Origin of the sequence: Tenacibaculum soleae, from assembly GCF_030549005.1 — a bacterium.
Lineage (GTDB): Bacteria > Bacteroidota > Bacteroidia > Flavobacteriales > Flavobacteriaceae > Polaribacter > Polaribacter soleae.
Map to the genome: position 1 here is coordinate 216,022 of NZ_JAUOSW010000003.1, position 25,915 is coordinate 241,936.

A 25,915-nucleotide genomic window follows, 5' to 3' on the forward strand; every position below is an offset into this window, starting at 1 on the left:
TTGACAAATGAAAGAGATTTTAAACAAAGCAAAATTATGGTTATCTGATACATTTGATACAGAAACCAAAAATGAAATTCAACAATTAATCGATACTAATTCTGATGATTTAGCAGATCGTTTTTATAAAAATTTAGAATTTGGTACAGGAGGAATGCGCGGAATTGTAGGTGCAGGAACCAACCGAATTAATAAATATACTTTAGGTAAAGCAACACAAGGTTTAAGTAATTATTTACATCAAACTTATCCTAATAAAGAAATAAAAGTTGCCATTGGTTACGACTGTCGTCACGATAGTAAATGGTTATCAAAAGTAGTTGCCGATGTGTTTTCTGCTAATAATATTAAGGTATTTCTTTTTGAAGACCTACGTCCTACTCCCGAGTTATCATTTGCGGTAAATCATTTAGGTTGCGATGTTGGTATTGTTTTAACAGCTTCTCATAATCCGCCAGAATATAACGGTTACAAAGTATATTGGAATGACGGAGGGCAAATTGTACCACCACATGATACAAAAATTATAAACGAAGTAAATTCATTAGCTTTTTCTGAAATTAAATTTGAGGCACAAGAAAACTTAATTGAATTAATTGGTAAAGAAGTAGATGAGGCCTTTTGGCAAGCATCTATTAAAAACGGAACTTTTGATGTAAAAGGGCGTGAAAATTTAAAAATTGTTTTTACTAATTTACACGGAACAGCTATTAAATTAATTCCAGAAGTTTTAAAACGTGCTGGTTACACGCAAGTTCATATTGTAAAGGAACAAGAAGCGCCTAACGGAAGTTTCCCAACGGTAAAATCTCCAAATCCAGAAGAACCAGCAGCTTTAAAAATGGCAGTTGAGTTGGCAAATAAAATTGATGCTGACATTGTTATTGGTACCGATCCAGATTCGGACAGAATTGGTATTGCTGTTCGTGATTTAGAAGGCAATATGAAATTATTAAACGGAAATCAAACCATGAGTATGATGACCGACTTTTTAATTAATGATTGGAAAAATAAAGGAAAGTTAAATGGTAAACAGTTTGTAGGATCTACCATCGTATCTACGAATTTAGTAAATGAAATTGCAGCATCATATGGAGTTGAAACAAAAGTTGGTTTAACTGGTTTTAAATGGATTGCTAAAATGATTAAAGACCACCCTGAACTAAATTTTATTGGTGGTGGTGAAGAAAGTTTTGGTTACATGGTTAGTGATTTTGTTCGCGATAAAGACGCGGTTACCGCTGCCCTATTGGCTTGTGAAATTGCTGCGCATTCAAAAGCAAATAAAAGTTTGTTTTACAACGAATTATTAAGCTTATACACCCGTCATCATTTTTATAAAGAACATTTAATTGCTATTGTAAAAAAAGGAATGGATGGTGCTGCGAAAATTAAACAAATGATGGTTGATTTACGTAACAATCCGTTTACTGAAATAGATAACGCTAAGGTGGAATTTTTATATGACTATCAATCATCTATTAAAAAGAATCTAATTACTGGTGAAAAAATGGTTATAGATCTTCCAAAATCTAACGTTTTAATATATCAAACTGAAGATGGAACTAAAATTGCGGCTCGTCCTAGTGGAACAGAACCTAAAATTAAGTTTTATTTTAGTGTAAAATCAAAATTAGACGCAATTGATAATGCTGTTGCTATCGAAAAAGAATTAGATATAAAAATTCAAAGAATTATAAAAGAACTTAACTTTTAAATGAATTATTTTAAAAAAATATTAGCGTACGCTAAACCTTATCGTAAATACGCACTATTAAATGTTCTTTTTAATATCCTATATGCTATTTTTAATGTGTTATCTGTCTTAGGATTTATTCCTGTGTTAGGTATTTTATTCGGAAAAACAGAAAAAACATTTACACAGCCCAAATACACTGGTCTTTCCTCTATTTCAGATTACGTGCAAGGTTCTTTAAACTTTAAAGTTACTCAAATGATTGAAAGTGGTGGTATTGAAACAGCTTTACTGTTTATTTGTATGCTATCATTTATTTTATTTTTCTTTAAAAATCTATTTAGATATTTCGCATCATATGTATTAGCTTTTTTAAGAAATGGTGTTGTAAAAGATTTACGTGATAGTTTATACGCTAAAATTTTAGAATTACCTATTTCTTATTTTTCAGAAAAGAGAAAAGGTGATACTATTTCTAGAATGACATCTGATGTCACTGAAATAGAATACTCTTTTTTAACTTCGTTAGAAACAATTGTAAGAGAACCTTTAACCATAGTTTTTACATTAGCATCTATGTTTGCTATTAGTGCAGAATTAACTCTTTTTGTTTTTATTTTATTACCTGTTTCGGGTTTTATAATATCATCAATTAGCAAAAAATTAAAAGCAAATTCGTTACTGGCACAACAAGAAAATGGCTTTTTTTTATCATTTATTGAAGAAACTTTGACTGGATTAAAAGTTATTAAAGGTTTTAATGCTGAAAATAAAATTGATAAAAAATTTAAAAAATCTACAAAAAACTATTCTAGTTTGATGACAAAAGTTATTCATAGAAAAACCTTAGCTTCTCCAACAAGCGAGTTTTTAGGAGTAACTACCATTATAGCTATTTTATGGTTTGGAGGTAAATTGGTTTTAACCGGAGAAGGAACAATGAAACCACAAGACTTTTTTGGATACATTGGTTTATTTTATTTAGTATTAAACCCAGCAAAAGCCATAGCAACAGCTTATTCAGGTATTCAAAAAGGCGATGCATCAGCTCAGAGGGTTTTAGAAATCTTAGAAACTAAAAACACTATTATTGATAAAGAAAATGCTCTTATTAAAAACAGCTTTGATAATGCAATCACCTTTAAAAATATATCATTTAAATATTTAGATGATTATGTACTAAAAAACTTTTCCCTAACAATAAAAAAAGGGGAAACTGTAGCATTAGTAGGACAATCTGGAAGTGGTAAATCTACTTTAGCAAACCTTATTACTCGATTTTATGATGTAAATGATGGTATTATAGAAATTGATGGAGTAGATATTAAAGAAATGTCTAAAAAATCGTTAAGAGGGTTAATGGGAATTGTTACACAACAATCTATTTTATTTAATGATTCTGTTAAAAATAATTTAACATTAGGTATTGATAGCCCGATTGACAAAACTATATTAGAGGCTGCTAAAATTGCAAATGCACATGAATTTATAAAAGATTTACCAAATCAATATGATACTAATATAGGTGATGGAGGTAACTCTCTTTCAGGAGGTCAACAGCAACGTTTATCTATTGCTCGTGCGGTTTTAAAAAACCCTCCTATAATGGTGTTAGATGAAGCAACTTCAGCTTTAGACACTGAATCTGAGCAATTGGTTCAACAAGCCTTAGAAAAAATGATGAAAAACAGAACTTCTTTAGTTATTGCACATCGTTTATCAACAATTCAAAACGCTGACTTAATTGTTGTAATGAAAAAAGGGAAGATAGTTGAACAAGGTAAACATGATGAATTACTTGCCAAAAAAGGAGAATATTTTAAGTTAGTTTCCATGCAGTCATTAACATAATAAAAAAGGGAAGTTTTAAAACTTCCCTTTTTTATTGATTTATTTTTTTAATCCTAATTGTTGCCCCTTAGTTAGCATATACTCATAACAAACCTCATGTTCATTAGCTATTTCGCCCTCTAAAATAGCTTCTTTTATAGCTTCTTTTATTACTCCTATTTCTCTACATGGGGTTAAATTAAAAGCTTTCATTATTTCCTCTCCTGTAATTGGTGGTTGAAAATTACGCACTTTATCTCGCTCTTCTACTTCTTTAATTTTTTTACGAACAAGTTCAAAGTTTTTATGGTAACGATTAAATTTCTTAGCGTTTTTGGTTGTAATATCAGCTTCACATAAAGTCATTAAAGAATCTACATCATCACCAGCATCAAAAACTAATCTACGAACAGCCGAATCTGTTACATCACTTGCTAACACAATTGGTCGTGAACTTAACATGACCATTTTTTGAACAAATTTCATTTTATTATTTAAGGGCATTTTTAAGCGTTTAAATAATTTAAATACCATTTTAGAACCTACAAACTCATGTGCATGAAACGTCCATCCTTGTTTTTTATGATAACGTTTTGTAGGTGCTTTACCTATATCGTGTAATAAAGCTGCCCAACGTAGCCAAACATCCTCAGTGTTTACAGCTATATTATCAACAACCTCTAAGGTGTGATAAAAATTATCTTTATGCTTTTGACCTTCAACTTCCTCTACTCCTTTTAATGCAATTAATTCAGGAATAATTCTATTTAATAACCCTGTTTCTTCTAAAAGTAAAAAACCAATTGAAGGCTTTTTGGCTTCTAAAATCTTATTCAACTCAACGATTATTCTTTCCTTGGTAATAATATCGATTCTTTTTGCATTTTTAGCAATGGCACTTAACGACTCTGCTTCTATTTTAAAGTTTAATTGCGTAGCAAAACGAATGGCTCTCATCATTCGCAAAGGATCATCAGAATAGGTAATATCTGGATCTAACGGTGTTTTTATAATTTTAGCTTGTAAATCAGCTATTCCATTAAAAGGATCTAGTAATAGCCCGAAATTGTCTTTATTTAAACTTAAAGCTAATGCGTTTATTGTAAAATCACGCCTATTTTGATCATCTTGTAAAGTCCCTGACTTCACTTCTGGATTCCTACTATTTTCTTTATAAGATTCTTTACGAGCCCCTACAAACTCTATTTCAATCTCTTTAAAACGTAACATTGCTGTTCCGTACGTTTTAAAAACTTGAACTTTTGGTTTGTTTGGTAACAAAGAAGCTACTTTTTCAGCCAACTCAATTCCACTACCAATAGCAACTACATCAATATCTTTTGCGGTACCTCTTTGTAAAATAAAATCTCGTACAAAACCTCCAATCACATAACTTTCTAATTGTAATTCTTCGGCTGCTTTACTTATATATTGAAATATTTCAGCAGAAATTGCTTCTTTAAAATATTGTTCTTGCATTTAATTATTCTCTAATAACCTTTATTTGATCATCTTCAATTTTTAAAATAGTAGACGACTTTTTATTAATTCTATTTTGATGTAAAGGTACTGTATAATCAACATTATTTAAAATAGCTTTACTTATTTCTGAAAACGATTTGGGTGTTGGTTCTCCACTTACGTTTGCCGATGTAGAAACAATAGGTTTACCAAATCTTTCAATCATTTCAATACAAAACTCATCTTTAGGTATTCTAATAGCTATTGAATTATCAGAAGCAATAGTATTTTTAGCCAACCTTATCGGATTATTATATATTATAGTTGTTGGCTTTTTAAATCTATTTAAAATTTTAATAGCTTCATCAGGAATTTCTAAAACATATTCCTTTAACATATCTATTGAAGAAACTAAAATTATAAGGCTTTTAGACTCTTCTCTTTCTTTTAGTTGATAGATGTTTTTTACAGCTGCTTCATTTGTAGCATCACATCCTATTCCCCAAACAGTATCTGTTGGGTACAAAATAATTTTTCCTGCATTTAATTTTTTAAGAATGTTTTTAAACATCAGAAATTAATTATTTTTTATTGTTAAAATAAAGATATTTTGTACTCTGATAAAAGGCATTTAATAAACTATCCATTTCTTTATTTTTATTTGGATGTTTATCACTTATATCATTTAAACTTGTATCATTAAGGTTTATTAATTTTGACTTTTTGCTTAAAACCGTTTGATAATAAAATAACGAATCCTGAACAACCCCAGAGGCAGGTTCTCCGTTTAAATATCTGTATATAAAAGAAAAATTAGTACGTGGTATTGTATCTAAAACATTAACACCTAAAGTATAGTTTGTATAATTAATTTTTGCTAACGCCATTGTTGTTGGAAACATGTCTACTAAGTTCATGTGTTTAGTAAATACTCTTGGCTTTAGTAATTTAGGAGCATGTATAAACAAAGGTACATTATGTGTTAAAACGCCTAATTTACTTTCAGTTGGTTTGTAATGTTTTACTAAGCCTACTCCCATCTGATGATCTTGATGATCACCAAAAAAAACAAATATGGTATTATCATGATAACCTGATTTCTTTGCTCTTTCTAAAAATCGTTTTATGTTAAAATCTAAATAACGAATACCATTTACTTGAGCTAAAGTACGCGAGCCTGCTTCTTTTAATACTGATTCATCAATTTCTTTTATAGGTACAAAACTATCTCTTTTTTCTGGTACTGTAAATGGTTGGTGATTAGTGGCTGTTTGTATAAAAGCAACAAAAGGTTCTTCTTTTTTGTGTAATTCTTCAAGCTCTTTATTAGACTCTTTAAATAAATCATAATCATCTATTCCCCAAACATCGGCTCTATCTTCATGCTTATAAGCTCCTTCTTCATAAATTTTTAATCCTTTTATATTAGACTGGAAAACCGCACGTATATTAGCCCAATTTGCACTTCCTCCAATAAAATATAGCTTCTTATAACCTTTAAACTGATCAAATAAAACACGTTGGTTTATAATCATTGGGTTTCTTGAAGCTGTACGTACATTAACAACATCAGGTAATCCCGTAATACTCCCAAAAACTGATGCTGCCGTTGATACCTTAGGTACATAATGATTCGTAAAATTAACACTATTATTTAATAGGCTATCTATTGTTGGAGTAACTTTAAGTGGGTTTCCGTAATATCCCAATGAAGCATTTCCTAGGGATTCTAACATTACAAAAACCACATTAGGCTTTTTTACTTTAAGGCTATCTGAAAAAGTAAAACTCTTTTTAAATAGTAAACTATCAGATGGTATTCCTAAATGTTTATTAATTACTCCAGCATATTTTTTTGTTTCGTTTATATCATAACTTTCGTTTCTAAATTTAAAGCTATCAAAAAAGTACAATACAGGATTTAAAGTAAATTGATTTACACTTTTATTTTTTGAAAAAAAAGCCTGGCTCCAACGTAATGGGTAATGCTGCACACTACTAAAAATACCAAAAGCTAAAAGAAGTGTTGTTATTATTGAAAATACTATTTTACTTTTTTTTGAGGATATAAAATCTCTTCTCTTAAAAGCTTTATAAATAAAATTATTAATTTTTATTATTATATAAATGAATATAATAAAACCAATAGCCCCTTTATATACCGGATATGTATCAAAAACAAATTGAGTTGAGATATTTAAATTACCTAAAAAACGCAGAGCATTAGCATTTAAGCGTAAATCTAAATAAGCATAATGCCCATAATCAAATAGATAAAATGCTAATAGTATTATATATATGACAGTTGTATATACTATATATATTTTTTTGAAAATTCCTTTTTTAAAAAAATTCCTTACTACTATGTAAAATAAAGCTAATGGTATAAATGCAATTATAGCCAACTTTAAATCAAAACGCAATCCTAAAAAAAGAGATTTGTTAATTTCATCTGAATTTATAGTTAAATCACTTATAAATAAAAAGTAAAAAATTATTCTTAATAAGAATAGAAATCCAAACAAACAAAAAATGTTTATGAATAAAAATCTTAAATAATTAGGGAGTTTAAAGCGCATAAATTGTTTTTTTATCTTTTTCGCAAATCTACTATATATTATACAGTAATTAAAATGATATTAAAAGACCAAATCATACCATTTAAAATAATAATACTTTTAAGTATATACATTATTCTTCTAGCTACATCTTATAAATATATTTAATATCTTAAAGATTAAATCCTTATTTATTTTCAAGTATTTTCTTCTTTTATAATATAAAATCTACTTAAAAATAATTAATATCTAGTAAAAAGCTTAATGAAAATAATCTATTATAATTTAAACTCTCCTAAAAAGAGATAAACTAATTCTTTTTAAAATTTCTATTGTTTTGAGAAAAGTACGGACATAATTAATAACTTTTGTAAAAAAAGAATCTTTCTTTTTTCTTTTTTTTAAATAATATCCTTTCATAAATTTTATTAAACCTAAAAAAGTAATTTCCTTTACAGGTACTCTATCTCTAATAATTTTAAAATATTTTTTATGCAACTCTCTTGTATTTTGATATCGTGAAGCTCCGTCATCAATAACGCGGTATTTATAAGTAGACATCGGTAAATATTTAAATTCTCCTCCCTTAACAGCGCATTGAATCCAAAAATCATAATCTTCAAAAGTCTTTAAGTTCTCATCAAATCCTTCAACTTTTTCCCAAAGGCTTCTTCTAACAAAAGAACACATAGGTACTATGTTATTTTCAAACCATAATGCTATCTTATTAAATTCATGATTTTTTTCTACTTTATTTACATCTCCAAAATATAATAAATCTCCATACAATACATCTACACTATCGTTTTCTTTAAGGTAAGTAACAAATAAACTAAAATCGCCATTTAGTATATCATCAGCATCTAAAGGAAAAATATATTCTCCTTTCGCTTTTTTAATTCCTACATTTCTAGCCGAGCCTGGTCCTCCATTTTTTTTATAAATTATATGATACTTTTTTTTATCTAAATTTGATAAATAATTTAGTGTATCTTCATTTGTAGATTCATCATTTACAATTATGACTTCGTAAGCAATTGACAATGGAATGTGATCTAAACTTTCAATACATTCACTTAAAAAAGCTATAGGCGTATTATAAACAGGAATAACAATAGATAAAAACATATATGTATATTAAAAAGTGTTTTTTTATTTATCTTATAAATTATTTATTAGATAAAAACTTTTTTTAAAAAAATTAAATCTTATCCTATTTAACAAAATTAGCGGCAATTTTTGTAATTTTCTACTTAAACTATCTAAAATATACGTCCCTCCTTTTTTCTTATTACCCCAAGAATCTTGCCACCAATGAATACAAATTGTTTCAGGTTTAATACAAGTTTCTGTAAACTTTTCAGTAATATAAAATGGGTAAAAATATTTTTTATCCAATACTAATACATCTTTTATAGTTTGCGTTTTATATACTTTTAAACCATAATCTTTTAATACTTTTGTTAAAATAGGAGGCCCTCCCATTCCATTAAATTTCAAACGTTGCTTCTTTTCCGTTTCTTTAATACAATCCAATATAAAAGAATTACCTTTTTTTGCTCCAATAATACCAGCTGCTACAGGAAAAGGAGAAGAAATCATATCTGTTTGAAAACCTGTAAAAGCTTCTTCTTTATGTAACTCATCAAATCTTTTTAACATCTCTATATCTGTATCCATATAAACTCCTCCTTCTTTATACAAAGCATATAACCGAACATAATCGGTAATAAAAGACCATTTTTTTTGCTTGTAAAGCAATCTTAGAAAAGGAAGTTTATCAAACGGTGTATTTGTTTCATCCCATCTTTTAATTGTATAATCAGGTAACTTTTCTTCCCAAGAAGCTATGCATTTCTTTATTGTTTCGTTGTACTCTCCTTTTCCATACCAACAGAAGTGAATAATTTTTGGAATCATTTATATAATTGTATTTTTGACCACACAAAATTACAATAATATTTATGAACATAAGCGGGTTAGTAATTACTTTTAATGAAGAGTCAAACATTAAAGACTGTATAATTTCTTTAAATAGAGTTTGTGATGAAATTATTATTATTGATTCTTTTAGTAAAGATAAAACTATTGAAATTGCTGAATCTATGGGAGCAAAAGTATACTCTCAAGAATTTTTAGGTGACGGATTACAAAGAGTACACGGATTACAATTTTGTAAAAACGACTGGATCTTAAATTTAGATGCTGATGAACGTTTAGATGAAGATAGTTATCAGTTTATTAAGAGTGAAGATTATTTAAAAGAACCTTATGATGCTTATAATTTTAGAAGAAAAAATTTCTTAAAAAAACAACCTATTAGTTTTGCTGGTTGGTATCCTTCATATACTTGTCGTTTTTTTAATAAACAAACTGCTAAACCAGCTACAACCAAGGTTCATCAAAGTATACAAGCTACAAATTTAAAAACAACAAAATTACATTTATTACATTATGGATGGAAAGACTTTCATCAGATTATAGGTAAATATAATTTATACACTACCTGGCAATCAGAAGAATATTTTGAACAAAATAAAAAAGTTAACTTCTTTACGCCTATTACTCACGGAATATGGTCTTTTATTCGATGTTATATTCTAAAAAAAGGGATTTTTCATGGTTTAGATGGAATAACATTTTCTATGATGCAAGCATTCTTTTCTTATATGAAATATGCCAAACTTAGAAAACTATATGAAGAAAATAAAAAAGGTACGATTTAAAATATCGTACCTTTTTATTCATCCTCTTATATAACTTATTATACCGCTACATCATACTCTCTAAGAGCATCATTTAACGAAGTTTTCTTATTAGTACTTTCTTTACGTTTACCAATAATTAGCGCACATGGTACTTGATACTCACCTGCCGCAAATTTTTTAGTATAGCTACCTGGAATTACTACTGAACGAGCAGGAACAACTCCTTTAGTTTCAACAGGCTCATCACCAGTAACATCAATAATTTTTGTACTCATTGTTAATACAACATTTGCTCCTAAAACAGCTTCCTTTTCTACCTTAACACCTTCTACAACGATACAACGAGAACCTATAAAAGCACCATCTTCAATAATTACAGGAGCAGCTTGTAAAGGCTCTAAAACACCACCAATACCAACACCACCAGATAAGTGTACATTTTTACCTATCTGAGCACATGATCCTACGGTTGCCCAAGTATCTACCATAGTTCCTTCATCTACATATGCACCTATATTTACATAACTAGGCATTAAAATTGTTCCTGCTGAAATGTAAGCTCCATGACGTGCTACGGCATTTGGTACTACACGAATACCTTTTTCTTTAAAGTTTCTTTTTAACGGAATTTTATCATGATACTCAAAAATACCAGCTTCTAAAGTTTCCATTTTCTGAATTGGAAAATACAATACAACTGCTTTTTTAACCCATTCGTTTACTTGCCATCCATTTTCGGTAGGCTCAGCTACTCGTAATTCTCCTGCATCTAATAAATCAACAACTTTTCTAATGCTGTTTATAGTAGTCTCTTCTTGTAATAAATCACGGTTATCCCATGCTTTTTCTATAATAGATTGTAATTCTGTCATCTTTTAAATTTTCTACAAATATAAAATCTCTATCTCAATATAATGCGAAGATACATTTTTTAAACAGATGTATTATCATTGTTTAAAATGCTTATTTTTGCTAAAAAACAACACACTTGGGAAGAGTATTAGCCATTGATTTCGGAAAAAAAAGAACAGGAATTGCTGTTACTGATGAATTACAAATTATTGCTTCTGGATTAACAACAATTACAACTAAAGAACTAATTCCTTTTTTAAAAGATTATGTTAAAAAAGAAAACGTTGAGTTATTTATTATTGGTAAACCTAAACAAATGGATAATTCTGATAGCGAAAGTGAAACTTTAATTATTCCTTTTTTACAAAAACTAAGTAAATCAATTCCAAACATTCCTATAAAGCGTGAAGATGAACGTTTTACCTCTAAAATGGCTTTTCAAACAATGATTGATAGTGGTTTAAATAAAAAACAACGTCAAAACAAAGCTTTGGTTGATGAAATTAGTGCTACAATTATTTTACAGTCATATTTATATAACAAATAATTTTATTGCAAAACGATTCTTTGTATTTTCGCATTCCTTAAAAAATTTAAAAACATGATTTTACCCATTGTTGCTTACGGAGATCCCGTATTACGTAAAGTAGGAAAAGAAATCGATAAAGACTATCCGCAGTTAGAAAAATTAATTGCCGATATGAAAGAAACAATGTATAACGCACAAGGTGTAGGATTAGCAGCACCACAAATAGGAAAAGACATTCGTTTGTTTTTAATTGATGCTTCTCCTTTTGCCGATGATGAAGATTTATCTGAAGAAGATAGAGAGGTGTTAAAAAACTTTAATCGTGTATTTATCAATGCTAAAATTATTAAAGAAGAAGGTGATGAATGGGCTTTTAACGAAGGGTGTTTAAGTATACCTGATGTGCGTGAAGATGTTTTTCGTCAAGAAACAATTACGATTGAATATCAAGATGAAAATTTTGAAAGTCATACCGAAGTTTTAGGCGGATTGGCAGCACGTGTTTTTCAACACGAATACGATCATATTGATGGAGTTTTGTTTACCGATAAATTATCTTCATTAAAAAAACGATTAATTAAAAAGAAATTAGAAAACATAGCTAAAGGAAAAGTTAACGCAGGTTACAGAATGCGTTTTCCTAAAGTTAAAAGAAAATAGTCTATCAAGACATTAAAAATATTATAATATGGAATTTAACAAAATTATTGCCGTTACTGGTAAACCAGGATTATTTCAAATCTTATCACAAACTAAAACAGGTGTAATCGTAAAATCGATTGTAGACGGAAAACGTTTTCCTATTACCGCTACACACAATGTAAGTTTATTAGAAAACATAGCTATTTATACTTATGAAGAGGAAGTACCTTTAGCAATTGTTCTTAAAAACATTGCTGATAAAGAAGATGGTAAAGAAGCTATTTCTCATAAAGAAAGTGCTGCTAAATTAACCGCTTATTTTGGTGAAATTTTACCAGGTTATGACGAAGAGCGTGTATATGCTTCAAACATAAAAAAAGTAATTCAATGGTATAATACATTAGCTTCATCTGATTTTGATTTTAGTGCTTTAACTAAACAAGAAGAAGCTACAACTACTGAAAAAGAATAAACCGTGAATACTCGTAAGCAACAATTAAGCGCCTTTAACCGTTTGTTAGATATCATGGACGACCTTCGTGAAAAGTGTCCGTGGGATAAAAAACAAACCTTAGAAAGTCTGCGCCATTTAACAATTGAAGAAACTTACGAACTAGGAGATGCCATTCTAGACAATGATTTACAAGAAATAAAAAAAGAATTAGGCGATGTGTTATTACACATCGTCTTTTATGCTAAAATAGGTAGTGAAAAACAAGCTTTTGATATTGCCGATGTTGCCAATGCAATTTCTGATAAATTAATTGATCGTCATCCACACATATATGGAGATGTTGAAGTTAGAAATGAAGAAGAAGTTAAGCAAAACTGGGAAAAACTAAAGCTCAAAGAAGGTAACAAATCGGTTTTAGAAGGAGTTCCTAAAAGTTTACCTGCCCTTGTTAAAGCAAATAGAATTCAAGATAAAGTTGCTGGTGTTGGTTTTGATTGGGAAGAGCCACAACAAGTTTGGGAAAAAGTACAGGAAGAACTTACCGAACTAAATGACGAAATTAAAGCGGGAAACCAAGAAAATATCGAAAAAGAATTTGGTGATGTATTATTTTCAATGATAAACTACGCACGCTTTATTAAGGTAAATCCAGAAAATGCATTAGAAAAAACAAATAAAAAGTTCATTAATCGTTTTCAGTATATAGAAAAAGCTGCTAAAAATGAAGGTAAAGATTTATCTGACATGTCTTTAACTGAAATGGATGTATATTGGGAAAAATCAAAAGAATTTTTTAGATAACATTTTGTCATTGCCAACGTAGTGAAGTAATCATTCTATTAATAAACAAATCAACTTTCTTTAAACCGTTCTTTTAATCTTCTCTGGTAAAAAGATTTCCTCCTTCTTCTTTCTCGTAATAAAGTTTCATTTTGTATTTTTACTTTTATGAATATTATATTAATCACGGGAGCAAGCAAAGGAATTGGAAAAGCATTGGCTAAAAAATATGCTAACAAAAACTACAAGGTATATTCTTTAGCAAGAACATCATCTGGTTTAGAAAACATAACTGATGTTGCCATAGATTTATCAGACATAACAGCTACAGAAAACACTTTTACACATCTTTTAAAAGAAATTATAACGCCTAAAATAGCCTCAATTACTTTAATTAATAATGCAGGCCGTTTAGGCCAAATATCAAATTTAGAAAACTTAAAAGCTAACGATATTTCTAAAACCATACAATTAAACACCACTACTCCACTTATTTTATCTGGTTTATTTATCAAATTAACACAGCAATTAATCTGCAAAAAACAAATTATTAATATTTCATCTGGCGCAGCGGTAAACCCGTATCAAGGTTGGGCTATTTATTGCACATCAAAAGCCGCTATTGATATGATGACCAAGGCAATTGCTACTGAACAAACTGAAATAGAAAACGGTGTAAAGTGCGTTTCAATTTATCCTGGCGTTGTAGATACCAATATGCAATCTCAAATAAGAAACACTAGTAAAACTGATTTTAATAGCGTACAACGTTTTGTTGATTTAAAAGAAAGCAATGGTTTATACACTCCTGATTTTGTTGCAGAAACAATTTATAAAATTGATACTGAAAATCAATTACAAAACGGAGCTGTTGTTGACATTAGAAACTTTTAATATAAACAACAAGCTTAAAAAATAATATCAATGAAAATAGCATTAATTAGCATTCCTGTTCAAAATCAAGAAAAGGCTTTAAAATTTTACACTGAAAAATTGAGTTTTATTAAAAAACATGATATTCCTGTTGGTGGAGAGAATAGATGGTTAACTGTAGTTTCAAAAGATGCTATAGATGGCCCTGAGTTATCGTTAGAACCTGCTCCGCTGCACTTTAAACCTTCTGAAGCTTATCAAAACGCATTAATGGAAGCTGGCATACCTTACACGCAATTTAATGTTGAAAATCTTAATAAAGAATACGAACGACTTACTAAACTTGATGTAGGTTTTAGCGTAAAACCAACCGAAACACCAACTGTAAAATACGCTATTTTTAATGATACTTGTGGTAACAACATCCAACTTGTAGAAATGTTATAAAACAATTATTAATAAGCATCTACATCAATAATAAAACGAATAGGTCTAAAATCTTTTACTGCTTCAAACGTATTTTTAATTTTATGTAACTGTTCCTTTGTTTTAACTAACGATTGTTTTGGAGGGATCTTAATCGTTAAATTTTTAATATATAAATTCCGAACTCTGGAAACTGCTGGAGCTGTTGGACCTAACACGTTATCTTGAAATACGTTTTGCAACGATTTTGCTAACCAATTTACACCGTTTTCTACACGATTATAGTCTTTGTGTTTTAAGGTTATTTTTATCAATCGATAATAAGGCGGATATTGAAATTGCCAGCGTTCCTGCAACTGTTCTTTATACATTTCTGCATAGTTTGTTGTAGAAACCTGCTGTAAAATTTGATGATACGGATTATACGTTTGTATCGCTACCTTACCTTGTTTTTTACTGCGTCCTGCCCTACCCGATACTTGCACCATTAATTGGTACGCTCTTTCATGCGCTCTAAAATCGGGGAAATTTAGCATAGAATCGGCACTTAAAACCCCTACTAATGATACGTTTTCAAAATCTAATCCTTTCGATAACATTTGCGTACCCACTAAAATATCAATCTCTTGTGCTTCAAAAGCGCCAATTATTTTTTGATATCCATATTTACCGCGTGTCGTATCTAAATCCATTCTTCCGATTTTATATTTCGGAAAAAGTTCTTTTAATTCTAACTCTATTTGTTCTGTTCCAAAACCTTTGGTATCTAAAGTATTACTACCACAAGCTCCACAATTATTTGGCATTGCACGTTGATAATGGCAGTAATGACACTTTAATTCTCGGCGGAATTTATGAAATGTTAAACTAACATCACAATTTGGGCATTGTGGAGAAACACCACAAGTGGTACACTCAACAACTGGAGAAAATCCGCGACGATTTTGGAATAAAATTACTTGTTCCTTTTCTTCTAAAGCCTCGGTAATCATTTTTAATAATCGATCAGAAAAATGACCTTTCATTTCCTTTTTTCGATGTTTTTCTTTTACATCTATCAATTCAATTTTTGGTAATTGAATATTTCCAAAACGTCTTGTTAACTCAACAAAACCATACTTGTTCTGCTTCGCGTTATAATAACTTTCTAATGATGGTGTAGCCGAACCTAATAAAACTTTTGCTGTATGTAAATGTCCCAAAACTACTGCTGCATCACGAGCATTATAACGTGGCGAGGGTTCAAATTGCTTGTACGAACTTTCGTGCTCCTCATCAACAACTATTAATCCTAAATTATTAAAAGGTAAAAAACCTGACGATCTAGCTCCTAAAATTATTTGTGCTTTGGGTTTGTTTTCTAACATATTATTCCAAACTTCTACCCGTTCATTCATCGAATATTTTGAGTGAAAAACTGATATAAGCTCACCAAAATAATGTTGTAAACGGGTAATTATTTGTGTTGTTAAAGCTATTTCAGGTAATAAAAACAAAACTTGTTTTCCTTCTGCAATAACCTCTTTTATCAGTTTTACATATATTTCTGTTTTTCCAGAACCTGTAACACCATGTAATAAGGTTACATTTTGAGTTTCGAAAGAAGTTTTAATTTCGTTGAAAGATTGCTGTTGAAATTCATTCAATTCTTTTAATTGATTCGCTTCTCCCTTAAAATTAATACGATCTGTTTGAATTTCGTAAAACTCAAAAATATCTTTACTAACCAACGCTTTTAAAACTGCGGATGAAACCCCTGATTTTTCTTCTAAATCTTTTGCTTTTATCGGTTTTTTGGAAACCGCCAACTGAAAATAAACTAATACCGCTTCTCGTTGTTTTTTTGCTCTTGAAAGTTCCTCTAACAAACCCTGAAGTGCCTCGTTTGAGGTATATTTTGCATTTAAACGAACATATTTAACCAGCTTAGGTTTATATGTTTCGTAAATTTCTTCTTTAATAAAAGCAGCTTCTTTATTTATTAAACCATTAATAATTGGTAAAACTGTTTTTTTGCCTAAAATATCTGAAACCTGATGAATGGTTAATTGCGAATGATGATGTAAGGCTTCAAAAATTAAAAACTCTTCATCAGTTAAACTTTTTTCATCCGAAAAAGTTTCATTTTTATAAATAATAGTTTCACTTTCTAACAAAAATGCTGATGGCAATGCAGCTCTATAAACATCACCTAAAGAACACATATAATAGTTAGAAATCCATTGCCAATGCTTTAATTGACGTTCAGTTACAATCGGTTTTTCATCTAAAATTTGATGAATATCTTTTGCTTCGTATAATTCTGGTGCATTTTGATGAATATTAAACACCAAAGCGGTATAAATTTTACTTTTTCCGAAAGATACTGCTACGCGCATTCCTTTTTTAAGAAATGAAAATTCTGCTTCATTTACCGAATACGTAAATGTTTTTTTTAACGGAATTGGTAATATAACGTCGATGAAATATGGTGTCACTTCGAGTGATTTTATGATTGAAATGAATAAAATTATATCGAGAAGTTTTTTATTTAGTTCTCAATATAAATTTAATTTTCTCTTATCTGTTCAAATATTTTTTACTGGAACTGATAAATTCAAAACTACACAAAAATCACTACATTGTAAACAGAAAAACAAAGGTATTTATGACTTCAATTATGTAAAATCCAAAATAATGGAGTGAAATTGGTTTTAAAAGACAAAGTTATTTAGATTCTAAATGAAATTTATTTATGATTATCCTTTATTAACGATATACTGAATGTATCAACCTGAACTTATTTCAGCTTCTCTTAACAAATAACAAGCTTCTTGTCAAGTTATGATTCCGAAATAAATATGGAATGACGCTGAAAATAAGAAATATGACTTAAATTAACTAATATACTCTAAATACAACTTTTCGACTTTAGCCCTTGCCCAAGGAGTTGTTCTTAAAAATTTTAAGCTCGATTTATACGTTGGATTCTTTTTAAAGGCATTAATACTTAAAATTTCTCCCATTTCTTCCCAACCATATTCTAAATATAGTTCTTCTAACATGGTAGCTAATTTAATTCCGTGAAGCGGATTATTAGGTTGTTCTTGACTCATAATTTATATAAAGCTACAAAAGTAAAGCTTCTACTTGATTAAATTATCTAATAACGCTCTAACTTTAGCACTGTTCCAATTGGCAGCACCTTTTTTATCGGTAACAATATTTCCTTTTTTATCAATAATAAAAGTAGCAGGAATCGAATTACTTTTTAATTGTTCAGGTATTTTACTTAACGAGTTATAAGTTGGTAAATTATAATTGTTTTTTAGGTAAAAATCATTAATAACCGTCCATTTTTCATTACTTACAAAAACAAAAGTTACTTTATCTTTATAATCGTTATATAATTTTTGGACACTAGGCATTTCGGCAATACAAGGCGGGCACCAAGTTGCCCAAAAATTTACAAAAACCACCTTATTTTTAGTGTCGTTAAAATCGATATTTGAGGTATTTAATCCTTTTAAATTCCAGTTATAATCAGTTAAATTTACTTGTTCATCTTCAGTGATAACTGAAGGTGAAAAAGAAATTAATCTTATAAAATAAACTTTAGTTGGCGGATATAATAACAATCCTATTATAATTACAAATGCAATATTAAATATACTTTTTCTTGATAATTTCATTTAATTATTTTCTTAATATGTCGCTAATTTAACATCTAATTTACACAAAAAACAATTTATCTAAAACAGGTAGTATAAATTTAATTAGTACTCAAAAATAAGACTCTTTAACAAGAACTAGAAAATATTAGCACTTTTTTGGTTAATAAATCATCAAAATATTAAACAAAATCACGCTATTTGTTTGTCATATTTTCAATATTTTAGCAATTACTTTAAAACAAACAATTTTAAAATGAAAAATACTGCATTAACACATATACATGAAGCATTAGGTGCTAAACTAGTTCCGTTTGCGGGTTATAACATGCCTGTACAATACGAAGGTGTAAATTTAGAACACGAAACCGTAAGAAACGGTGTTGGTGTTTTTGATGTAAGCCATATGGGAGAGTTTTTTTTAAAAGGAGAAAATGCATTGGCTTTAATTCAAAAAATAGCTTCTAATGATGCTTCAAAATTAACACCGGGAAAGGCTCAATATAGCTGTATGCCAAATGCTGATGGCGGAATTGTAGATGATTTAATTATTTATATGATTGCCGAAAATGAGTATATGCTAGTTGTAAATGCGTCTAATATTGAAAAGGATTGGAACTGGATTTCTTCTCATAACGACTTAAAGGTTGAAATGGAAAACCGTTCAGAGGAATGGTCATTACTTGCTATTCAAGGGCCTAAAGCTGTTGAAGCAATGCAATCGTTAACTTCAGTAAATTTAGAAACTATTAAATTTTATACTTTTGAAATTACTGATTTTGCTGGTTTACCAAACGTTATAGTATCGGCAACTGGTTATACAGGTTCTGGTGGGTTTGAAATTTATGTTAAAAATGAAGATGTAGAAGCTGTATGGAAAAAAGTTTTTGAGGCTGGTAAAGATTTTGGTATTAAACCAATAGGTTTAGCAGCAAGAGACACTTTACGTTTAGAAATGGGTTATTGCTTATATGGTAATGATATTGATGATACTACTTCTCCTTTAGAGGCTGGTTTAGGTTGGATTACCAAGTTTACCAAAGATTTTGTAAACGCTGAAGCTTTAAAGGCTCAAAAAGAAGCTGGTGTTACTAAAAAATTAGTTGCTTTTGAATTGACAGAGCGTGGAATTCCTCGCCAAGGTTATGATGTTGTTAATAGTGAAGGTACTGTAATTGGTCGTGTTACTTCTGGTACTATGAGTCCATCTTTAGGTAAAGGAATCGGTTTAGGATACGTTACTAAAGAAAACTCTAAAGTAGATTCTGAAATTTTTATTCAAGTTCGTAAAAAACAAATACCAGCAAAAGTAGTTAAATTACCTTTTTACAAAGGATAAGCTTAAAATATTTAAATTTAAAAAAAGCAACTCATTTGAGTTGCTTTTTTTATGATATTAAACTAAAATCACTAGTTATTTCTATTTGTTTTATTTTCTTCTTTAGAAACTTTGTTCCATATTTTTATCTCATCTGTAGCGGTAACTCCTTCTAAAATTTCAACATTAACTCCGTCAGACAATCCTAATTTCACATCTTTCTTTTCATATTCCTGATCGCCAGTTTTTATTTCAACATAAGGTTTTTCAGTTTTCCTATCGAATTGTAATAATGCTTCTTTAATTGATAAAACGCTATCTTTTTTAGCTAAAACTATTTCTGCATTTGCACTGTAACCAGCTCTAATAAAATGAGATTCATCTAAAGTAACATCTGCTTTAATTTTAAACTGTACAGCTCCTCCTTCATCAGTTCCTTTAGGTGCAATAAAGTTTAAAACTGCTGGAAACTTTTTATCTTCAATAGCTCCTAAAGCTACTTCAATATTTGTTCCTTTTACTAGTTTACCAACTTCTGACTCATCAACTTGACCTTCAAAAATCATTTTAGTCATATCTGCAATGCGGGCAATAGTTGTACCTGCATTAAAATCGTTTGTTTGTGTTACTTGATATCCTTTTTTAACAGGAATTTCAACAATCATACCTGATGTGGTAGCTCTAATACTAGTGTTTGCTGCATTCCCTAAACCTGATGTAGTACCTTTTTTAATAATATCCATATCAGATTGTGCATTGGCTAAGTTTTGTCTTGAATTGTTATAACTTAATTCTGCATTTTCAAATTCTTGGCGAGAAATTACTCCTTTATCAAATAAATTTTTTGTTCTCTGAAATTGTGTTTTTGCATTATTAAATGACAATTTTGCATTTTTTACAACTCCATTTGCTCTGTTTAACGATGCTACATTTGGTACAACTCTTACCGTAGCTATTAAATCACCTGCCTTAACAATTGCCCCTTCTTCAACAACTATTTTATCTATAATACCTGCTATTTGTGGTTTAATTTCAACTTCTTCTAAAGGAACAACTTTACCAGTTGCTACACTTTTTTTAACAATCGTTGCTTTAAATGCTTTTTCAGTTTTATATTCTATTGGTGAAGCGCTGTTCTTTTTTCCAAACCATACTAACACTAGTATTAATGCTAACGCTATTCCGCCAAAGATGATTACTTTTTTCATTTTTATCTATTTATATTCTTGTTAATTGATTTTGTTTTATTCTTCTCTTAATGCTTCAATTGGTTGTATGATTGTTGCCATGTATGCAGGTATAAACCCTATAAAGGTTCCTAATATAATTAATACTGCATAAGCAATTAACACAATTGGTATATTTACTGTTGGGTTTGTTAAAATATCTGCTTTATCGATAATCATTAAAATTAAACCTCCTGCAATAATACCTAATGACCCTGCTAATAAGGTTAAAAAAATTGATTCTAGTATAATCTGTTGACGAATCATAATAGGTGTTGCTCCTAATGCTCTTCGTATTCCTATTTCTTTAGTACGTTCTTTTACCGTAATTAATAATATATTACCAATAGCAAATACTCCTGCTATTAAGGTAGCTATACCAACAAACCATGTTAAAAATTGCATTCCGGTTAAAAAACCTGTGACTTTAGCAATTTCTTTACCTAAGTTAAATCCGTTAAAAGCTCTAGTATCATCTGGATGAATTTTATGAATACTTTTTAACAAACCTTTTATATCTATTTCAACTTGTTCAATGTCAAAACCAGCTTTACCTGTTACCATCATCCACTCAAACTTATTACCTGTGTTGTATACTAAACGAAAGGTACTAAATGGAATGTGAACTGTATTTCCTCTACCTCCAATTCTACCAGGTTTATAAACACCTATAACTTTATAACCAATGTTATTTATTTTTAAATAAGTGCCTAAAACCTCTTCATCTTTATCATATAACTGTTCATAAACATCATCACTAATTACACAAACTTTTTTGTTTTGGTTAATATCATTTTGGTTAATAAAACGTCCTTCAATTAAGTTTTTCTTTTGTACTTTATCTAGTAACGGGTAATCTCCAAAAATAGTAAGATTTGCTGTTTTTAATCCGTTTACAACTAAACCTCCTGTAGCGTTTCTTGGCACTACAAACTCTACACCTTTAACCTCACTGTTAATTTTTTCAACATCGCTAGTGGTTAATTGTATTTGTCGTCCTTCTTGAAAACCTTTAAAAGCTTTAGAGGTTCTGCCACCAGCCATAAAAACACTGTTAGTGGCAAAATCACCAAACATGCTATTAAAACCATTTTCAATTCCTTTGGCGGCTCCTAATAACCCTACAAGAAGTAAAATCCCCCAAAAAGCTCCAAAAATAGTAATTGCAGTTCTTGTTTTATTTTTACGAATACTTTCGTAAATTTCTTGCCATACATCTTTATCAAATAGAAATTTCATAACTAATCTGCTCTTAAAGCTACTATTGGTTTAATTTGTGCTGCTCTTTTTGCTGGTAAATATCCAGCTATCATACCTGCTAATATCAAAGTAATTGTAGCACCTATTACTACGGGTTGTGAAACACCTGGGTTTAAAATAAAATATTGTTCTAAACTTGGTCCGGCTATTTTTAAAATACCTACACCAATCACCAATCCTAAATAACCTGCCAAAGCTGTTATTAAAATTGACTCTAACATAATCATTGTAATAATCGATTTTGGTTTAGCTCCAATTGCTTTTCTAATTCCTAGTTCTTTAGTACGTTCTTTTACAACGTATACCATTATATTACTAATACCTACTACTCCTGCGATTAAAGTTCCTAAACCGATGATTAAAATTAAAATACCTAAACCAACCATCATACTAGATACCTCTTTATTATCTGAGGCATAATTATTTACTCTAATTCCTCTTTGATCGTTTGGATCTATTTCGTGCTTCTTTTTTAATTCTCTTCGCATTTTATTTCCAAATGCAATAGCTTCATCTATACTTAATTTAGGATTATATGTTAATCCAAAATCTCCAATATAATCGTTATTACCATAAATTTGTTGTATGGTGGTAAATGGCATATAAATATAACGCTCATCACTATCGCCCCCTGGATCAGAAAAAACACCGATAACTTTATACATAATTCCACCAATATTTAATTGCTTGCCAAAAGCACTTAATTGACCGAATAAATCTTTTTCAACCATACGACCAATAACCACAACTTTTGCTTTTTCTTTTAAATCTCTTATGTTTAAAAAACGTCCTTCAGTTACTTCGGCAGATTCTAATATGTCATATTTAGGATATACACCTCTAATTGTATAATTATCTTCTTCTGTTTTGTAAACAACTTTTGAACTTCTTTGAATACGCGGACTGATCATTTGAATTTTATCAGAATACTCTTCCTTTATAAATTCAAAATCATCATTTTTAAATTGAATTCTACGTCCTACCTGATGTCCTTTATATGCCTTTGTTGTTAGGTTTGAACTGATGTAGATTGAATTTATAGCGTCTTTTGCAAATTCATTTTTAAATGTATTTTGAAGTCCATTACCAATACCAAAAAGTAATGTAAACAATAAAATAGCAAAGGCTACTGTAAATCCTGATAAAATAGAGCGTAGTTTATTTTTGCTAATGCTTTGAAAAATTTCTCTCCAAGTATCTATATCAAACATAATTAAATTGCTTTTGCATTGGTGTACTCATCACTAATAATTACACCATCTTTTAAACGTACAATTCTGTTTGTTTGCTCTGCTACTTCTTCTTCGTGAGTAATTACAAAAACCGTCATTCCTTCATCATTAATTTCTTTCAACAAATCCATTACCGAGTCGGTTGTTGATGAATCTAAAGCTCCTGTTGGCTCATCTGCCAATACTACTTTTGGTTTGGTTGCCAAAGCTCTGGCAATTGCTACACGCTGTTTTTGTCCTCCTGAAAGTTCATTTGGTAAATGATGTGCCCAATCTTTTAAACCTACTTTATCTAAATAATTTAAGGCTATTTCTAAACGTTCTTTTCTAGCTACTCCTTTATAATATAAGGGTAACGCAACGTTTTCTAAAGCTGTTTTATAGGATATTAAGTTAAATGATTGAAAAATAAAACCTAAAAATTTATTACGCAAGATAGCGGCTTTTTTTTCATTTAAATTTTCAATTAATTGTCCGTTTAAATAATAATTACCTTCATCGTGTGTGTCTAATAACCCTACTATATTTAATAAGGTAGATTTTCCAGATCCTGAAGATCCCATAATCGATACAAATTCACCTTCTTTAATGTGTAAATCTAATCCTTTTAAAACATGAAGTTTATCTTTTCCTATTGGATAAGATTTGTGTAGGTTTTCTATTCGAATCATAGTATTGGTTAATTGTTATATCAAAATAAATATTGATTTTATATTTAAAATCTTTATTTACTTACCTACTAGACGCTTCTTGTTTTAAAATGTTACATAATTTATCTATATTTTTGTTTTAATCTTTTTAAAAAAAATATAATGACTGATTTACCAAGAGATAAAAAAATAATTTTATTTGATGGAGTATGCAATTTTTGTAACCAAGCGATATTAAAAATTATTACTCTTGATAAAAAGAATTTATTTATTTTTGCTTCCATACAATCTAAAAAAGGAAAAGAAATTATTGATTATTTAGGCATTGATACTGCTAAAGTTGATTCTATCATTTTATATGAACCAAATATTAGTTATGATATAAAATCGTCTGCAGCTATAAAAATTATGAATCATTTTAATGGCTTATGGAAACTAACATCAATTTTTTGGCTATTTCCTGAAAGTTTTAGAAACTTTATTTATGATTTTATTGCTAAAAATCGTTATAGATGGTTTGGTAAAAAAGATGCGTGTATGGTTCCTACTAAAAACATAAGCGACAAATTTTTATAAAAAAAATCCCACCAAATAAGGTAGGATTTTTTCTTCTTTTTCTATGTTTATGCTTGCAATTCTCCCTTTAATTATAAACTGGTAATATTGTTTATAATTAATTATTAAAATAAATTTTTGAGGCTCCAATACCTACTAAAGAAGTATAAACTTCTGACTTTGTATTTAAATCATGAACTTTAAATTTAGATAAAGTTGTAGTTGTAGAAAACTCGTAACTAACAGTAAAAAGATTATTATCTCTAACATTCATTCCATAAATACCTCCTACATCTATACCTTCGGTTGCTAAAACTGTAGCACTTTCATCAATTGTATATACCTTACTATCAGCTCCTTTATAATAATATACTTTTCCATTTTGGTAAGTCATATAAGCAGCGCTTTCCATTGAAGGAAATTCTAATTTCTTAGAAATAGTATTACTTGATAAATCAATAAAAGAAATAGCAGATGTTGTTTTATCAACAACATTAAAATCTGCATCATAAGTTGTATTACCTTCCGATAAAACAATTAAATTACCTGCATTGTCAAAAACCATTTCATCAGGATTATCATCAACAGTAATCGTTGAAATACTATTATTAGCATTTAAATCTACTACAGAAACAATATTGTTTGAACCATAAGCTCCTTTATGTGAAATATATAATTTATTGTTCTTATTTAATATTTGTTCAGGACCAATAGCTACATCTATTTTAGAATCAACTTCTAATGTGTTTAAGTTAATAACTGTGACATAATCATCATCTATATCATCTCCCCATTTTGTTTCTCCCCAATTCGTAACATATCCTTTTCCATTAACAATTGTCATGTATCTAGGATTTTTTAAATCAGTAGTAATTTGCCCTTTTTTCTCAAAAGTATATCTATCTGCAACTACAATTGTATTCACATCATTTAAAATAACATACGCTTCTGTATCTGTAAACGTAATTGATTGTATTAAACCTCCTAATAAAGCCCCATTTTTACCTGCATAAATAAAATTATGAGATTCAGTTAAATCATTACTTACATAAGAAATAGAACCATCCTTGTCTTCAAAATTTCCTTCAGCACTTATAATAATACCTTTGGTATATTCATCTTTTAGCACTTCAACTATTTTCTCATTATCAGAACAAGAAGTAACAAGTATACTAACTAAAAAAAGTTGTAAAATTAATTTTGTAATTTTCATTT

General features: G+C 29.3%; 25 protein-coding genes. 11 read left to right on the forward strand and 14 right to left on the reverse strand.

Annotated features, from left to right (window positions below):
- Window positions 1-7: 7 nt before the first annotated feature.
- Together Q4586_RS05535 and Q4586_RS05540 are read left to right on the forward strand one after the other, a co-directional pair.
- Window positions 8-1,717 (forward strand): phospho-sugar mutase, encoded by a 1,710-nt coding sequence (locus tag Q4586_RS05535; RefSeq protein ID WP_303527130.1) that lies wholly within the window; start codon window positions 8-10, stop codon window positions 1,715-1,717.
- Entirely contained in the window at window positions 1,718-3,547 is a 1,830-nt protein-coding gene (locus Q4586_RS05540; protein ID WP_068705802.1) for an ABC transporter ATP-binding protein, read from the forward strand.
- Window positions 3,548-3,586: 39 nt separating this feature from the next.
- On the opposite strand, the gene Q4586_RS05545 is transcribed toward Q4586_RS05540, so the two are convergent.
- The 5 genes from Q4586_RS05545 to Q4586_RS05565 form a co-directional block, all read right to left on the reverse strand.
- Window positions 3,587-5,005 (reverse strand): CCA tRNA nucleotidyltransferase, encoded by a 1,419-nt coding sequence (locus Q4586_RS05545; RefSeq protein ID WP_068705801.1) that lies wholly within the window; start codon window positions 5,003-5,005, stop codon window positions 3,587-3,589.
- A 4-nt stretch (window positions 5,006-5,009) separates the two neighbouring features.
- The gene (locus tag Q4586_RS05550; RefSeq protein WP_068705796.1) at window positions 5,010-5,558 is read right to left on the reverse strand and encodes an L-threonylcarbamoyladenylate synthase; all 549 of its coding nucleotides are present in this window, start codon (window positions 5,556-5,558) and stop codon (window positions 5,010-5,012) included.
- 10 nt (window positions 5,559-5,568) lie between these two features.
- Window positions 5,569-7,512: an LTA synthase family protein gene (locus Q4586_RS05555; RefSeq protein WP_303527136.1), complete on the reverse strand. Its 1,944-nt coding sequence runs from the start codon at window positions 7,510-7,512 to the stop codon at window positions 5,569-5,571.
- A 318-nt stretch (window positions 7,513-7,830) separates the two neighbouring features.
- Window positions 7,831-8,673 carry a glycosyltransferase gene (locus Q4586_RS05560; protein WP_068705794.1) on the reverse strand — a complete coding sequence of 281 codons (843 nt, stop codon included), beginning with the start codon at window positions 8,671-8,673 and terminating at the stop codon, window positions 7,831-7,833.
- Window positions 8,674-8,706: 33 nt separating this feature from the next.
- Entirely contained in the window at window positions 8,707-9,465 is a 759-nt protein-coding gene (locus Q4586_RS05565) for a glycosyltransferase family 32 protein (protein WP_068705792.1), read from the reverse strand.
- A 44-nt stretch (window positions 9,466-9,509) separates the two neighbouring features.
- On the opposite strand from Q4586_RS05565, the gene Q4586_RS05570 reads away from it, so the two are divergent.
- A complete protein-coding gene (locus tag Q4586_RS05570) occupies window positions 9,510-10,271 on the forward strand; it encodes a glycosyltransferase family 2 protein (RefSeq protein ID WP_303527142.1) in 762 nt (253 codons plus the stop codon).
- Between the two features lie 38 nt (window positions 10,272-10,309).
- On the opposite strand, the gene Q4586_RS05575 is transcribed toward Q4586_RS05570, so the two are convergent.
- A complete protein-coding gene (locus Q4586_RS05575; protein ID WP_303527145.1) occupies window positions 10,310-11,125 on the reverse strand; it encodes a 2,3,4,5-tetrahydropyridine-2,6-dicarboxylate N-succinyltransferase in 816 nt (271 codons plus the stop codon).
- A 116-nt stretch (window positions 11,126-11,241) separates the two neighbouring features.
- Here Q4586_RS05575 and ruvX point away from each other — a divergent pair, with 116 nt between their 5' ends.
- The 6 genes from ruvX (at window position 11,242) to Q4586_RS05605 (ending at window position 14,830) form a co-directional block, all read left to right on the forward strand.
- Window positions 11,242-11,652 carry a Holliday junction resolvase RuvX gene (gene ruvX, locus Q4586_RS05580; protein WP_068705787.1) on the forward strand — a complete coding sequence of 137 codons (411 nt, stop codon included), beginning with the start codon at window positions 11,242-11,244 and terminating at the stop codon, window positions 11,650-11,652.
- 54 nt (window positions 11,653-11,706) lie between these two features.
- Window positions 11,707-12,294 (forward strand): peptide deformylase, encoded by a 588-nt coding sequence (def, locus tag Q4586_RS05585; RefSeq protein ID WP_068705786.1) that lies wholly within the window; start codon window positions 11,707-11,709, stop codon window positions 12,292-12,294.
- Between the two features lie 28 nt (window positions 12,295-12,322).
- Window positions 12,323-12,748: a DUF5606 family protein gene (locus Q4586_RS05590; RefSeq protein WP_068705785.1), complete on the forward strand. Its 426-nt coding sequence runs from the start codon at window positions 12,323-12,325 to the stop codon at window positions 12,746-12,748.
- A gap of 3 nt (window positions 12,749-12,751) precedes the next feature.
- On the forward strand, window positions 12,752-13,531 hold the full coding sequence (mazG, locus tag Q4586_RS05595) for a nucleoside triphosphate pyrophosphohydrolase (protein ID WP_303527150.1): 780 nt from the start codon (window positions 12,752-12,754) through the stop codon (window positions 13,529-13,531).
- A gap of 147 nt (window positions 13,532-13,678) precedes the next feature.
- A complete protein-coding gene (locus Q4586_RS05600; RefSeq protein ID WP_303527152.1) occupies window positions 13,679-14,404 on the forward strand; it encodes an SDR family NAD(P)-dependent oxidoreductase in 726 nt (241 codons plus the stop codon).
- 30 nt (window positions 14,405-14,434) lie between these two features.
- Entirely contained in the window at window positions 14,435-14,830 is a 396-nt protein-coding gene (locus Q4586_RS05605) for a VOC family protein (RefSeq protein WP_303527155.1), read from the forward strand.
- Between the two features lie 8 nt (window positions 14,831-14,838).
- On the opposite strand, the gene priA is transcribed toward Q4586_RS05605, so the two are convergent.
- From priA to Q4586_RS05620, 3 genes are all read right to left on the reverse strand, one after another.
- Entirely contained in the window at window positions 14,839-17,286 is a 2,448-nt protein-coding gene (gene priA, locus Q4586_RS05610) for a replication restart helicase PriA (protein WP_303527159.1), read from the reverse strand.
- 399 nt (window positions 17,287-17,685) lie between these two features.
- A complete protein-coding gene (locus Q4586_RS05615; protein ID WP_303527162.1) occupies window positions 17,686-17,904 on the reverse strand; it encodes a VF530 family protein in 219 nt (72 codons plus the stop codon).
- 30 nt (window positions 17,905-17,934) lie between these two features.
- Entirely contained in the window at window positions 17,935-18,480 is a 546-nt protein-coding gene (locus Q4586_RS05620; RefSeq protein ID WP_303527164.1) for a TlpA family protein disulfide reductase, read from the reverse strand.
- Window positions 18,481-18,715: 235 nt separating this feature from the next.
- Here Q4586_RS05620 and gcvT point away from each other — a divergent pair, with 235 nt between their 5' ends.
- Complete coding sequence (gene gcvT, locus Q4586_RS05625; protein ID WP_068705773.1) at window positions 18,716-19,798, forward strand: glycine cleavage system aminomethyltransferase GcvT; 1,083 nt, start codon at window positions 18,716-18,718, stop codon at window positions 19,796-19,798.
- A 71-nt stretch (window positions 19,799-19,869) separates the two neighbouring features.
- Here the strand turns inward: gcvT and Q4586_RS05630 are convergent, their stop codons facing one another.
- Genes Q4586_RS05630 through Q4586_RS05645 form a run of 4 tightly spaced genes read right to left on the reverse strand, consistent with a single transcriptional unit; the run spans window position 19,870 to window position 24,166 of the window.
- Window positions 19,870-20,985 carry an efflux RND transporter periplasmic adaptor subunit gene (locus Q4586_RS05630; protein ID WP_068705771.1) on the reverse strand — a complete coding sequence of 372 codons (1,116 nt, stop codon included), beginning with the start codon at window positions 20,983-20,985 and terminating at the stop codon, window positions 19,870-19,872.
- A 36-nt stretch (window positions 20,986-21,021) separates the two neighbouring features.
- Window positions 21,022-22,242: an ABC transporter permease gene (locus Q4586_RS05635; RefSeq protein WP_068705769.1), complete on the reverse strand. Its 1,221-nt coding sequence runs from the start codon at window positions 22,240-22,242 to the stop codon at window positions 21,022-21,024.
- 2 nt (window positions 22,243-22,244) lie between these two features.
- Window positions 22,245-23,474, reverse strand: a complete 1,230-nt coding sequence (locus tag Q4586_RS05640) for an ABC transporter permease (protein ID WP_068705768.1) — start codon at window positions 23,472-23,474, stop codon at window positions 22,245-22,247.
- 2 nt (window positions 23,475-23,476) lie between these two features.
- Window positions 23,477-24,166, reverse strand: coding sequence for an ABC transporter ATP-binding protein (locus tag Q4586_RS05645; RefSeq protein ID WP_068705767.1), 690 nt, complete (start codon window positions 24,164-24,166; stop codon window positions 23,477-23,479).
- Window positions 24,167-24,307: 141 nt separating this feature from the next.
- On the opposite strand from Q4586_RS05645, the gene Q4586_RS05650 reads away from it, so the two are divergent.
- Window positions 24,308-24,721: a thiol-disulfide oxidoreductase DCC family protein gene (locus Q4586_RS05650; protein WP_068705766.1), complete on the forward strand. Its 414-nt coding sequence runs from the start codon at window positions 24,308-24,310 to the stop codon at window positions 24,719-24,721.
- A gap of 97 nt (window positions 24,722-24,818) precedes the next feature.
- Here the strand turns inward: Q4586_RS05650 and Q4586_RS05655 are convergent, their stop codons facing one another.
- Entirely contained in the window at window positions 24,819-25,913 is a 1,095-nt protein-coding gene (locus tag Q4586_RS05655) for a YncE family protein (protein ID WP_303527172.1), read from the reverse strand.
- Between the last annotated feature and the right edge of the window lie 2 nt (window positions 25,914-25,915).

Coding starts and splice junctions, on each gene's coding strand:
- Q4586_RS05615 (WP_303527162.1), bottom strand. CDS start 17,904: ATGAGTCAAGAACAACCTAATAATCCGCTTCACGGAATTAAATTAGCT.
- Q4586_RS05600 (WP_303527152.1), top strand. CDS start 13,679: ATGAATATTATATTAATCACGGGAGCAAGCAAAGGAATTGGAAAAGCA.
- Q4586_RS05655 (WP_303527172.1), bottom strand. CDS start 25,913: ATGAAAATTACAAAATTAATTTTACAACTTTTTTTAGTTAGTATACTT.
- Q4586_RS05620 (WP_303527164.1), bottom strand. CDS start 18,480: ATGAAATTATCAAGAAAAAGTATATTTAATATTGCATTTGTAATTATA.
- Q4586_RS05540 (WP_068705802.1), top strand. CDS start 1,718: ATGAATTATTTTAAAAAAATATTAGCGTACGCTAAACCTTATCGTAAA.
- Q4586_RS05605 (WP_303527155.1), top strand. CDS start 14,435: ATGAAAATAGCATTAATTAGCATTCCTGTTCAAAATCAAGAAAAGGCT.
- gcvT (WP_068705773.1), top strand. CDS start 18,716: ATGAAAAATACTGCATTAACACATATACATGAAGCATTAGGTGCTAAA.
- Q4586_RS05650 (WP_068705766.1), top strand. CDS start 24,308: ATGACTGATTTACCAAGAGATAAAAAAATAATTTTATTTGATGGAGTA.
- Q4586_RS05645 (WP_068705767.1), bottom strand. CDS start 24,166: ATGATTCGAATAGAAAACCTACACAAATCTTATCCAATAGGAAAAGAT.
- Q4586_RS05560 (WP_068705794.1), bottom strand. CDS start 8,673: ATGTTTTTATCTATTGTTATTCCTGTTTATAATACGCCTATAGCTTTT.
- Q4586_RS05590 (WP_068705785.1), top strand. CDS start 12,323: ATGGAATTTAACAAAATTATTGCCGTTACTGGTAAACCAGGATTATTT.
- Q4586_RS05640 (WP_068705768.1), bottom strand. CDS start 23,474: ATGTTTGATATAGATACTTGGAGAGAAATTTTTCAAAGCATTAGCAAA.
- Q4586_RS05575 (WP_303527145.1), bottom strand. CDS start 11,125: ATGACAGAATTACAATCTATTATAGAAAAAGCATGGGATAACCGTGAT.
- Q4586_RS05570 (WP_303527142.1), top strand. CDS start 9,510: ATGAACATAAGCGGGTTAGTAATTACTTTTAATGAAGAGTCAAACATT.
- Q4586_RS05630 (WP_068705771.1), bottom strand. CDS start 20,985: ATGAAAAAAGTAATCATCTTTGGCGGAATAGCGTTAGCATTAATACTA.
- Q4586_RS05565 (WP_068705792.1), bottom strand. CDS start 9,465: ATGATTCCAAAAATTATTCACTTCTGTTGGTATGGAAAAGGAGAGTAC.
- Q4586_RS05545 (WP_068705801.1), bottom strand. CDS start 5,005: ATGCAAGAACAATATTTTAAAGAAGCAATTTCTGCTGAAATATTTCAA.
- def (WP_068705786.1), top strand. CDS start 11,707: ATGATTTTACCCATTGTTGCTTACGGAGATCCCGTATTACGTAAAGTA.
- Q4586_RS05550 (WP_068705796.1), bottom strand. CDS start 5,558: ATGTTTAAAAACATTCTTAAAAAATTAAATGCAGGAAAAATTATTTTG.
- Q4586_RS05635 (WP_068705769.1), bottom strand. CDS start 22,242: ATGAAATTTCTATTTGATAAAGATGTATGGCAAGAAATTTACGAAAGT.
- Q4586_RS05535 (WP_303527130.1), top strand. CDS start 8: ATGAAAGAGATTTTAAACAAAGCAAAATTATGGTTATCTGATACATTT.